This window comes from Thioalkalivibrio versutus, assembly GCF_001999325.1.
Classification (GTDB): domain Bacteria; phylum Pseudomonadota; class Gammaproteobacteria; order Ectothiorhodospirales; family Ectothiorhodospiraceae; genus Thioalkalivibrio; species Thioalkalivibrio versutus.
In genome coordinates this window covers 157,621-168,593 of sequence record NZ_MVAR01000018.1, presented here as the reverse complement: position 1 = coordinate 168,593, position 10,973 = coordinate 157,621, and the positions used below count along the sequence as shown (strand labels likewise).

Genomic DNA, 10,973 nt, shown 5'->3' with positions numbered 1-10,973 from the left:
TTCAAAGATTGCTTCGTCGCTGCGCTCCTCGCAATGACGGGGGCGGCGGTGGGGTCGGGCCGGCTGGGGTTATGGGAGGAACTCGCCCGTTTCCAGGAAATGGAGGGTCTCCTGGACCAGGAGACGGTTGACCAGCATGCCGAAGTGGGAGACCGGCATGGTGAGGTGGCGCGAGACCTCCGGGCCGCGAGTCTCGTCCACCGCGACCGTGCCATCGTGCGGATCCGGTAGCGGCGCGACCCAGGGCCCCGGCCCGAACGGCTTACTGCCGGCGATCATGCCGACGTCGCGACCGCGCAGGACGGGACTGCCGCCGAGCAGGCCACGGTCCAGGGCGGCGCCCAGCCACCAGCGGCCAAGTCGGTTCTGCGCGAGGCGCGCGGCCACACGACTGCCCTGCAGCGGCGAACCCAGCATCACGATACGCCCAGGGCGCTGCACGGGCGCGACCTCGAACAGGTGGCGCACGATCACGCCGCCCAGGCTATGGGCAACCAGGTGCACGAGGTCGCCGGGGACATCCTCGAGAAACGCAGCCAGGGCGCGCGCGGCCTGCTCCGGCGTTTGCCGGCGCGAGGCATAGCGGAACCCGTGAACCTCGTGGCCGGCCGCGCGCAGACGGCGGCCCAGCAGGGCCATCTCCAGGCCCGGCATGTGCCAGCCATGGACCATGACCACACTACTGCGCATGCCGGTCATGGCGTTCGGCCGGACAAGCGGTTACTCGGCCTGTTGCGTGGCGCTGGGACGCAGACGGATACCCAGCTCGCGCAGCTGCTTCTCGCCGACCGGGGCCGGGGCGTCGGTCAGCAGGCAGGCGGCGGTCTGGGTCTTGGGGAAGGCCATCACGTCGCGGATCGAGTGGGCGCCGCTCATCAGCATCACCAGGCGGTCGAGGCCAAAGGCCAGGCCGCCGTGCGGCGGGGCACCGAAGTTCAGGGCATCCAGCAGGAAGCCGAACTTCTCGCGCGCCTCTTCCTCACCGATGCCCAGGGCCTCGAACGCGGCCTGCTGCATCTCGGGGTTATGGATACGGATCGAGCCACCGCCGACCTCGGTGCCGTTGAGCACCATGTCGTAGGCGCGGGACAGCGCCTCGCGCGGGTTGGCGCGCAGCGCCTCCGGACTGTCCACCGCCGGGGCAGTGAACGGGTGATGCAGGGCGTACAGGCGCTTGTCCTGATCGTCGTACTCGAACATCGGGAAGTCGACCACCCACAGCGGCTGCCAGCCTGCCTCGACCAGCTCCAGGTCGTGGCCGATCTTCACGCGCAGGGCGCCGATCGCCTCGTTGACCACCGAGGCCTTGTCCGCGCCGAAGAAGATCAGGTCGCCGGCGGCGGCCGCGGTCTTCTCCAGGATCTGCCGGGTCACGTCCTCCGGCAGGAACTTGAGGATCGGCGACTGCAAGCCGCCCGCGAGATCGGCCGGGTCGTTGACCTTGATGTAGGCCAGGCCCTTCGCGCCGTAGCGACCGACGTACTCGGTGTAGACGTCGATCTCCTTGCGCGTGAGCTTGGCACCGCCCGGGATGCGCAGGGCGGCCACACGACCCTCGGGATCGTTCGCCGGGCCGTTGAAGACCTTGAACTCCACCGCCTGCATCACCTCGGTCAGCTCGGTGAACTCCAGCGGGATGCGCAGATCCGGCTTGTCGGAGCCAAAGCGGGCCATCGCCTCGGCATAGGCCATGCGCGGGAACGGATCCGGCAGCTCCACGCCCTGGACCTCGCGGAACAGGTGGCGAATCAGGCCCTCGGTCACCTCCATCACGTCCGCCTCGTCGACGAACGCCATCTCCATGTCCAGCTGGGTGAACTCCGGCTGGCGATCGGCGCGCAGGTCCTCGTCACGGAAGCAGCGGGTGATCTGGTAGTAACGATCCATGCCGGACATCATCAGCAACTGCTTGAACAGCTGCGGCGACTGCGGCAGGGCAAAGAAGCTGCCCGGATGCGTGCGGCTGGGCACCAGGTAGTCACGCGCGCCTTCCGGCGTGGCCTTGGTCAGCATCGGGGTCTCGAGGTCGAGGAACTCGCGGTCCTCGAGGAAGCGGCGCATGGCCGCGGAGACCTGCGCACGCAGGCGCAGGCGCTGCTGCATCAACGGGCGGCGCAGATCCATGTAGCGGTAGCGCAGGCGGGTGTCCTCGCCGACGTCTTCGTCGTCCAGCGGGAATGGCGGGGTCTTGGCGGCGTTCAGGACCTCCAGCTCGAGCCCGAGGATCTCCACGGCGCCGGTGGGCAGGTCGGGATTCTCGGTGCCCTCGGGGCGCCGACGCACGCGGCCGGTCATACGGATCACGTACTCGGTACGCAGCTGCTCGGCGCGCGCGAAGACCTCCTCGCGGTCAGGGTCAAACACCACCTGGACCAGGCCCGCATGGTCGCGCAGGTCAACGAAGATCACCCCCCCGTGGTCCCGTCGGCGGTTCACCCAGCCGCAAAGGGTCACCTCCGAGTCGAGTTCGTTCTCGGTGACACGTCCACACAGATGAGTTCGCATTGCGCTGTTCCAGCCGAAGGGCACGCCCGCCAGGGGCCTGCACGGTGAGTCGGGAAAACGGGACGAACATGGCGTTCGCACCCGCGAAAAGGCCGGAAATCTTACGATTTGCCCTGCCCCTGCGCAACCGGCGCCGGCGCTTCTTCAGGGCTTCTCATCGGTGTCACGACCCCCATGGACATCACGAACTTGAGACCATCCTCCACCGTCATGTCCAGTTCGATGGCTTCCTCGCGCGGGACCATGATCACGAAGCCAGAGGTGGGATTGGGCGTGGTCGGGACGAAAACGGTGATGACGTCACGCTCGGTGCGGTCCTGCACCTCGCCGACGGCGACTCCAGTCATGAACCCCACGGACCACAGGCCGCGGCGCGGATACTCGATCAACATCACCTTGCGAAACGCCTGCCCGCCGTCGGACAGCACGGTCTCGGTGACCTGTTTGACGGCACCGTAGATCGAACTGACCAGCGGGATGCGGCGGACGATCGATTCGCCCACCGACACCAGCTTGCGCCCAACGATATTGGCCACCACCACCCCGGTCACGAACACCACCACCACCGCCAGCACGATGCCGGCACCCGGGATGGAGAAGCCGAGAATCGCCTCCGGCCGCCAGGGCGGCGGCAGAAGGAGGATGGTGAAATCCAGCAGGTCGACCAGCAGCTTGATAATGAAGCCGGTGACGATCAGCGGCAGCCAGACCAGCAGCCCTGCAATCAGATAGCGGCGCAGGGAGACCAGCATTGATCAGGTGCCGGTCGCGGCGGTACCGGAAGATTCGGACTTTCCGGAGGCGTCCGACTTCGTTGAGCTACTGCCGCTGGAGCTGGCGGCCGAGCTGCTGCCCTCTTTCAGGTTGCGCTTGCCGTCCTTCTTGAAGTCGGTCTCGTACCAGCCGCCGCCGGCCAGACGGAAGCCGGCCGCTGACACCTGCTTGGTCAGGGCCTCGGCACCACACTCCGGGCAAATGGTGGCCGGCGGATCGGAGATCTTCTGCAGGATCTCGGAGACCTCGCCGCAATCCTTGCACTGGTATTCGTAAATGGGCATGACTGGAATCCTCGGAATGCATCCGCGAAAACACGGGTTGAGGCGTATTATGCGGCCGTTTTCGGGGAATGAAAGGCCTTCGCTGCCGACAATCCGTTTTCATAATCCAGAACGGTATATCTCCGACAAGCATGGGCCGCCCGCTCTCCTGCCCCCCCCTCAACGTCATCCCGGCGAAAGCGCAGCGTAGAGCCGGGATCTCCAGCGTCAGCCCCTTCCCGACCGGGGAGATCCCGGATCACCGCTACGCGGTGTCCGGGATGACGACAAGGCGGGAGCCGTTCAGGGCCATGCAGCCGATATCCGCCGCCACCGGGGGCGTATCTTGATGCTGCCCGGCCAATCCGCACTGGGGTTTGCGCCGGGCGGCCGCAGCGCGGATCATTCACCCCCAACTCGACGATACGACCGCGCAAGGACCTGTCATGGCCGAAAAGATCGTGATCATGCTGCTGAACCTGGACCTGGACCGCCCTGGCACGCTGGGGGCGCCCTTCTTCCAGGCCACCGTCGCCGCCGCGATGGATCTCGAGGTGGAGATCTACTTCGCCGCCGGCACCACACGCCTGCTGCGTCAGGGCGTGGCGGAGACCATCTACCCCGGCGAGGCCAGGGAGAAATCCGTCTACAGCTTCATGCAGGACGCCCACGAGGCCGGCTGTGCCTTCTACGCCTGCGCAGGAGCGATGAGCGAGAACGGCCTGACGCTGGACAACGCCGTGCCGGAACTGGACGGGATGCGCGGCGGCGGCGCCTTCATCGGCGAGGTCGTCGAGGACGGCGTCGCCACCCTGACCTACTGAGCGCGCCGCCGTGAGTGACACTGCTTCCCGTGCGGTCCTGATTACCGGCTGCTCCAGCGGCATCGGGGCCTGTACCGCGCGCGTGCTGCGTGATCGCGGCTACCGCGTGTTCGCCACCGCCCGGCGCGGCGAGGATGTCGCCCGGCTGAAGAAGGACGGCTTCGAGGCCTTGCAGCTGGACCTGGACGACTCCGCCAGCATCCACAGCGCGGTCACCGAGATCCTGCACCGGACCGACGGCCATCTGTATGCCCTGTTCAACAACGGTGCCTACGGCCAGCCCGGCGCCGTGGAGGATCTGAACCGCGCCACGCTGCGCGCGCAGCTGGAGACCAACGTCCTCGGCTGGCTGGAACTGACCAACGCCGTCCTGCCCGCCATGCGCCGCGCCGGCGAGGGCCGCATCATCCAGAACAGCTCGGTCCTGGGCCTGGTCGCCCTGCGCCTGCGCGGGGCCTACGTGACCTCCAAGTTCGCGATCGAGGGCATGAGCGACACTCTGCGCCAGGAACTGCACGGCACCAGCATCCATGTCGCCCTGATCGAGCCGGGGCCGATCCGCAGCGCGTTCCGCGCCAACGCGCTGAAGGCCTTTCGCTACCACGTCCAGCGCGAACACGGCCCCTGGCAGGAGACCTACCGCGCCGCCGAGGCCCGCATGGCGAACGCCGAGGCCGATGCACCGTTCACGCTGGGGCCCGAGGCCGTCGCGCGCTGTGTCGTGCACGCCCTGGAGGCCCGCCGCCCGCGGGTGCGCTATCACGTGACCTTCCCCACGCGGCTGTTCGCCTTCCTCAAGTGGCTGCTACCGGCCCGCGCGATGGATGCCGTGCTGCGCGGTGTATCACGCGGGGAGAACCGCTGACCGTGGCACACTGCACCGCATGAACCTGATCTTTCTCGCGCTGATCGTGATCGCCGTGGCGACGGCCGCGATCCGCGAGATCCGCTCCACCGATCCCGACGAACAACCGATGCAGGCCCTGTCCGAGGGCGCGATCGAGGCCGCCGGTTCCGCGGTGGAGCTGGCGCTGGGGCTGGTCGGGGTGATGGCCCTGTTCCTGGGCCTGATGAAGATCGCCGAGGCCGGTGGCCTGCTCACCGTACTGGCGCGGCTGCTGCGCCCACTGATGGTGCGCCTGTTCCCGTCGGTGCCGCCCGAACACCCGGCGATGGGCGCGATGATCCTGAACTTCTCCGCGAACATCCTGGGCCTGGGCAACGCCGCCACGCCGTTCGGCATCCGCGCGATGCAGGAGCTGGAGAAGCTGAACCCGCACCCGGGCACCGCGACCAACGCGATGGCGCTGTTCCTGGCGATCAACACCTCCAGCATCACGCTGCTGCCCACCGGCGTGATCGCCCTGCGCGCCTCGCTGGGTTCCGAGGCCCCGGCCGCGATCCTGCCGACCACGCTGTTCGCGACCCTGTTCGCGACCATCGCCGGCATCGCCAGCGCGCTGATCCTGCAGCGCTACTTCCTGCCACCCCCGGCGACTCGCAGCATTGATCCGGACCAGACGTCCGCGGATGGCGCGAGCGAGCTGGACGACACCATGCGCGAGGCCGGCCGGGAGGCGACCGCCGAGCCGACCCAGGACGCCGACCCGACAGCGGACACGGCCAACCAGCAACCGATGAACATCGAGGTCCCCACCGAGGGCTATCCCGCGTGGGTCTCGCTGACCGTGCTGGCCGGAGTGCTCGCAATCATCCCGCTGACCATCCTCTACGGTCAGGCCATCGCCCCGTGGATCATCCCCGGGCTGGTGGTCGGCTTCCTGTCCTACGGCGTCATTCGCGGCGTACCGGTCTACGAGGTGTTCGTGGAGGGGGCGAAGGAGGGTTTCAATGTCGCGCTGCGCATCATCCCCTACCTGGTCGCGATCCTGGTCGCGGTGGGCATGCTGCGCGAGAGCGGGGCACTGGGGATGTTTGTCGGGCTGGTCGGGCCATTGACCACGCCGTTCGGCCTGCCGGCCGAGGCGCTGCCGATGGCGCTGCTGCGCCCGCTGTCCGGCTCCGGCGCCTACGGCATCATGGCCGGCATCATGCAGGATCCGGCCACCGGGCCGGACACGCATGTCGGCATCCTGGTCTCGACCCTGCAGGGCTCGACCGAGACCACCTTCTACGTGCTCGCCGTGTACTTTGGCGCCATCGGCATCAAGCGCGTGCGCCACACCCTGGCCGCCGCGCTGACGGCGGATGCCGTCGCGGTGATCGCGGCGGTGGCAATCGTCGGCTTCCTCTTCCTGTAGGACGACGTGCGCGACGACGGCGTGCGCGACGCACTCCCTCGCGGGGTCAGCCGTCCGGGCGACTCGCGCGGCAGTGATCCAGCGCCCGCAGGAGGTCACTCGCACCGATCGGCTTGGTCAACAGGTCGTTGAAACCGGCCTGTTCGGCCCGCTGGCGCGTGGCATCCGTGGCATCGGCGGTCACCGCAATCACCGGGATCGAGGCCAGCTCCGGCTCGGCCCGCAACGCGCGCAGCACCTGAAACCCATCCATCACCGGCAGGTTCAGGTCCAGCAGGATCAGCTCGGGCGGATCCCGCAGGGCCATGTCGAGTCCCTCGGCGGCGGATTCCGCCATGCGGCAGTCGGCCGCGCCCTGCTGTTTGAGCATCTCGCGCATCAGACGCTGGTTGGCATCGTGGTCCTCAATGCAGAGCACGCGGCAGTCGCCCGGCGCGCCGGAGCCGCCGGGCAGTGCCGCATCGTCCCCGGTGCCGGACGGCATCCGGTCACGGGCCCGGGGCAGACGGAACCAGAAGGTACTGCCCTCCCCCGGCACGCTGTCGACCCCGATCTCGCCTCCCATCAGGTCGACCAGATTGCGGGTAACCGCAAGCCCGACACCGCTGCCCTCGATCCCTTGCTCCTCCGCCGCCAGCCGTTCGAACGGCTGGAACAACCGCCGGCACTGTTCCTCGGTCAGGCCCGGCCCGCTGTCACGTACAGCGATCCGCACATCGGCCTCCCCCACCTCGCCACTCACACGCACGCTTTCGCCGGGCCGGTTGTACTTGATCGCATTGGAGAGCAGGTTCAGGAGCACCTGCTTTAGCCGCCGCGGATCGGCCTGCAACATCACGGTCGGCAGGGCGTCCGGCTCAAGCTCCACGCGACACTCGCGTGCCATGGGCTCCAGCAGGGACAGACACTCCTCCAGCACGGGCCCCGGCGCCACCGGTTCCGGCTCGACCCGCATGCGACCGGCCTCGATTCGGGCAAGATCCAGGATCTCGTTGATCAGGTCCAGCAGGTGCCGGCCCGCGCGCGTGATCTCCTCCAGGTGGCCACGCTGGTGTTCATCCAGCGCCGGATCGCTCTCCAGCAACTGGGCAAAGCCGAGAACGGCATTCATCGGCGTGCGCAGTTCGTGGCTCATGTTGGAAAGGAAGTCGGATTTGGCGCGGTTGGCCGCCTCGGCCGTCTCGCGGGCCCGATGGAGCTCCGAGCGACGGCGCAATTCGTCGGTAAAATCACTGAAGATGTTGAAGCCGAATTGCGGCTCCCCGCGGGCATCGCGCACCACGCCGATCGTGCTGGCCGTAATGAACACGGCCCCGTTGGCACAGCGCTGGGGCAGCTTGCCCGTCCAGGCCCCGCCCTCGGCCAGCACCTGGTCGATCTCCTGCTCCTCCTTTTTGTTCTCCGCCGGGATGATCCCCAGCTCGTGGAAATCCCGGCCCAGCAACTCATCCGAACGGTAGCCCAGCATCTCCAGAGCAGCCAGATTGACGTAGACGAAGCGGCCTTCGCGATCCACCACCTCGATCCCCTGTTCGGAGGCTTCGAAGATGCGCTGGAACAACGCCAGGTGTTCCTGCGCCTGATGCAGCTCGGTGATGTCCTGCAAGCTTCCGCCGACGTGCGTCAATCGGCCGTCGCTATCGAAGCGCCCGCTCGCGATCATGTGGACAAAGCGGATGCGTCCACCGGGCAGCTCCACCCGGTGGTTGATCTCGTGGTGCCGACTCTCGCCAACGCCAGCCAGGAAGCTCTCGACCTGATGGCGGTCCTCCGGGTGAACCAGGTTCAGGTAGTCGTCACGTTCGAGCGGCGCGTCTTCGGCATCCAGCTCGAAGATCTCGCGGAGCACCCGGGACCAGGTGATCCGCCCATCAAGCGCATCCATCTCCCAGTTGCCGATACGCGCGAGCCGTTGCGACTCCAGCAGGCGGGTGGACAGGTCGGACAGCGCCAGCTCGGAATTCTTGCGCTTGGTGATGTCCTGCATCACGCCCAGCATGTACAGGATCTCGCCATCCTGGCCACGCACCACGTCGCCGCGTTCCAGCAGCCAGTGTTCCGACCCGTCCGGCCAGATCACCCGGTGTTCCAGCTCGAGGTAGGAACCGCGGCGTAGACTGCTGGCGATGGCGGTGCGTACCCGGGCGCGATCATCGGGATGCACGGCGTCCAAGAAATTGGAGACCGTCGGCTCCAGCCCGCCCTCGGGATAGCCCAGAAGCGGCGGGATGCGCTCCGACCGGCCCAGCGCCTCGCGGTTCGGCGCCCACTCCCAGGTCCCCATGTTGGCGAAGATCTGGCTGGAGCGCAGGCGGTGCTCCTGATGCTTCACGTGGGTGATCTCGGTGCGAATCGACACGTACTGGTAGGGACGACCGTTGCTTCCGAGATACGGGACGATGGTGGTCTCCACCCAGTACAGCGATCCACTGCGCGCCCGGTTGCACACCTCGCCCCGCCAGATTTGGCCGGCGGCAATGGTCTCCCACAAGTCCGCGTAGAACTCCGGCGGATGCTGCCCGGACTTGAGAATGCGGTGGTTGCGCCCCATCAGCTCGGACACGGCGTAGCCGCTCACCCGCGAGAACCGCTCGTTGGCGTAGATGATGTTGCCGGCGACATCGGCGATGCTGACCAAGGCGTGCTCGTTGACCGCCACGTGCTCGCGCTCGCGCTCGTACAGCGCATCGCGATAGGACTGGCTGACCCCGTCAATCTGGCGCATCTGACGCGCCCGCGCGGTGATCGCCGCCGCAACACGGGCCGGTTCCACCGGCTTCAGGAACACTCCGGCGACCCCCGGGTGCAGGGTCATCAGGTGGTTGACCCGACCCGGATCCTCGGTCAACAGCAGCAACGGGACCACACCCCCGGTATCCCGGGTTCGCAGCAGCGCGACAAAGGATTCCACCGGCTCTGCCAACCTCTGCAGATCGAGGACCACCACGTCCACTCGGGTTTCCTCCAGCTGCCGCCGGAGCGCCTCCGGGTCCGACGCGGTGGCCACGCCCAGACCAACGCCCGTCAGATACGGCTCGAGGCCGCCGTCTGTCGCATCATTCGTGACCAGAAGGACGCGATAGTCGGAGTCCACGATCAAGCCGCCAATCTGCATCAGCTGCTCGATCAGGGTGTCGGTGGCCAGCGGGTGGTCGAGGCAGCGCGCCACCCCTTGGCGCACGCATTCCAGACGCGCGCCGGGGCTCCAGCTGTGCACAACGGCCAGCACGGGAAGACCGCTGCCGAGCGCGACCCCCAAACCGGGCAGCCCGCCGCCATCCGCGGCCACGGCATCGGCGCACAGGACGACCGCGGAAAAGGGGTCATCGTCGGGGGCGGCATCGGAACCGGAGAAATCGGCCGCGCCACGGGTCACGCGAAAGCCCTGTTCGTCCAGCATGCGGGCGATTTCGTGACCGACCCCGCCACCGTCGTCGATCAGCCGTACCCGCGATCGCGCCGTGCAGCCGCCCAGCGGCTGCACGCGGGCCTGCGCCACGGGGCGCGCGCGTTGCCGGTAGGCCTCGAGGCTGGTGGCCAGGCGCCGGACCCCGGCGTGGATCAGGTCGCGATCCGGCCCGGCGGGGGCACGGCGGATACCGGCCACGGCCGCCCGCAACGAGTCGGCCACGCCGCGGATCAACCCAACATCGAAGATCTGGGCGGCCTGCGCCAAGGCCTGGGCCTCGCGGTACAGCGTGGTCAGCCGGTCGCCATCCTGCGCCGAACCGTCGAGGGCCCGGGACAGCCGCTCCAGTTCCGCGACCCGCTGGGCCAGGGATTCGAGAAACTCGCCCCGCAACCGTGCCAGCCCCGGCGATGCCGGGGCCGGCTTCACGGCCGTCGGTTGTAACGAATGCAACGGATCAGTTCGGGGGACCGCCCGGATTGATGTCCTTGTCCTTCACGATGAAGTAGACCCCGATGGCGGCCAGACCCATCCACATGAGCAGCGCGAACACCCCGAGGACCTCCCAGAGCGTCACGAAGAAAAACAGCATGATGGCGGCAGCACCAAGGAAGATATTGCCGATCACGAAATTGGACGGCCGGCGGGAATCATTGTCGGGCATGGACGGCTCCGGTACAGGCGCCTGGAGCGACGCCAGTGAACGCTACTGTTTCTTGTAGGGGGTAAAGTCGAATTCCCCGGCGGTCATGTCGTCCCACAGATCGCTCTGCAGTACGGCCAGCAGCTTGAACAGCTTGCGCAGTTCGGGGTCCTCCATGAAGCGCTGGTCCTCGCTGGCTTTCAGCACCTCGACCAGGGTGGCGCACTGCTCACGGCTGATTCCGAGGACATTCAGCCCGTTCTCTCCCATCTCGACATCCATCGAGCGACTCCT

Annotated in this window: 10 protein-coding genes; 3 read left to right on the top strand and 7 right to left on the bottom strand. The window is 67.6% G+C overall.

Going from position 1 to position 10,973, the window contains the following annotated elements:
• Window positions 1-69: 69 nt before the first annotated feature.
• The 4 genes from B0684_RS07350 to B0684_RS07335 form a co-directional block, all read right to left on the bottom strand.
• Window positions 70-699, bottom strand: coding sequence for an esterase/lipase family protein (locus B0684_RS07350; RefSeq protein ID WP_018143889.1), 630 nt, complete (start codon window positions 697-699; stop codon window positions 70-72).
• 21 nt (window positions 700-720) lie between these two features.
• Window positions 721-2,505: an aspartate--tRNA ligase gene (gene aspS, locus B0684_RS07345; RefSeq protein ID WP_018649780.1), complete on the bottom strand. Its 1,785-nt coding sequence runs from the start codon at window positions 2,503-2,505 to the stop codon at window positions 721-723.
• Window positions 2,506-2,606: 101 nt separating this feature from the next.
• Window positions 2,607-3,257, bottom strand: coding sequence for a DUF502 domain-containing protein (locus B0684_RS07340; protein WP_018168499.1), 651 nt, complete (start codon window positions 3,255-3,257; stop codon window positions 2,607-2,609).
• Between the two features lie 3 nt (window positions 3,258-3,260).
• The gene (locus B0684_RS07335; protein ID WP_018649779.1) at window positions 3,261-3,563 is read right to left on the bottom strand and encodes an FmdB family zinc ribbon protein; all 303 of its coding nucleotides are present in this window, start codon (window positions 3,561-3,563) and stop codon (window positions 3,261-3,263) included.
• Window positions 3,564-3,988: 425 nt separating this feature from the next.
• Between B0684_RS07335 and B0684_RS07325 the strand changes: the two genes are divergently transcribed.
• Genes B0684_RS07325 through B0684_RS07315 form a run of 3 tightly spaced genes read left to right on the top strand, consistent with a single transcriptional unit; the run spans window position 3,989 to window position 6,627 of the window.
• Window positions 3,989-4,366 carry a DsrE family protein gene (locus tag B0684_RS07325; protein ID WP_018143893.1) on the top strand — a complete coding sequence of 126 codons (378 nt, stop codon included), beginning with the start codon at window positions 3,989-3,991 and terminating at the stop codon, window positions 4,364-4,366.
• 10 nt (window positions 4,367-4,376) lie between these two features.
• Entirely contained in the window at window positions 4,377-5,231 is an 855-nt protein-coding gene (locus tag B0684_RS07320; RefSeq protein ID WP_018649777.1) for an SDR family NAD(P)-dependent oxidoreductase, read from the top strand.
• 19 nt (window positions 5,232-5,250) lie between these two features.
• Window positions 5,251-6,627, top strand: a complete 1,377-nt coding sequence (locus B0684_RS07315) for a nucleoside recognition domain-containing protein (RefSeq protein ID WP_018168496.1) — start codon at window positions 5,251-5,253, stop codon at window positions 6,625-6,627.
• Window positions 6,628-6,673: 46 nt separating this feature from the next.
• Here the strand turns inward: B0684_RS07315 and B0684_RS07310 are convergent, their stop codons facing one another.
• The 3 genes from B0684_RS07310 to B0684_RS07300 are packed head-to-tail and all read right to left on the bottom strand — an operon-like array spanning window position 6,674 to window position 10,961.
• Entirely contained in the window at window positions 6,674-10,465 is a 3,792-nt protein-coding gene (locus B0684_RS07310) for a PAS domain-containing protein (protein WP_018649776.1), read from the bottom strand.
• A gap of 28 nt (window positions 10,466-10,493) precedes the next feature.
• Window positions 10,494-10,700: a hypothetical protein gene (locus B0684_RS07305; protein ID WP_018143899.1), complete on the bottom strand. Its 207-nt coding sequence runs from the start codon at window positions 10,698-10,700 to the stop codon at window positions 10,494-10,496.
• A gap of 42 nt (window positions 10,701-10,742) precedes the next feature.
• Window positions 10,743-10,961 (bottom strand): hypothetical protein, encoded by a 219-nt coding sequence (locus B0684_RS07300; protein ID WP_018143900.1) that lies wholly within the window; start codon window positions 10,959-10,961, stop codon window positions 10,743-10,745.
• Window positions 10,962-10,973: the final 12 nt, after the last annotated feature.

Bases quoted from the DNA above. Each gene is read 5' to 3' on its own strand.
- B0684_RS07315 (WP_018168496.1), top strand. From the start codon at position 5,251: ATGAACCTGATCTTTCTCGCGCTGATCGTGATCGCCGTGGCGACGGCC.
- B0684_RS07300 (WP_018143900.1), bottom strand. From the start codon at position 10,961: ATGGATGTCGAGATGGGAGAGAACGGGCTGAATGTCCTCGGAATCAGC.
- B0684_RS07350 (WP_018143889.1), bottom strand. From the start codon at position 699: ATGACCGGCATGCGCAGTAGTGTGGTCATGGTCCATGGCTGGCACATG.
- B0684_RS07335 (WP_018649779.1), bottom strand. From the start codon at position 3,563: ATGCCCATTTACGAATACCAGTGCAAGGATTGCGGCGAGGTCTCCGAG.
- B0684_RS07340 (WP_018168499.1), bottom strand. From the start codon at position 3,257: ATGCTGGTCTCCCTGCGCCGCTATCTGATTGCAGGGCTGCTGGTCTGG.
- B0684_RS07305 (WP_018143899.1), bottom strand. From the start codon at position 10,700: ATGCCCGACAATGATTCCCGCCGGCCGTCCAATTTCGTGATCGGCAAT.
- aspS (WP_018649780.1), bottom strand. From the start codon at position 2,505: ATGCGAACTCATCTGTGTGGACGTGTCACCGAGAACGAACTCGACTCG.
- B0684_RS07325 (WP_018143893.1), top strand. From the start codon at position 3,989: ATGGCCGAAAAGATCGTGATCATGCTGCTGAACCTGGACCTGGACCGC.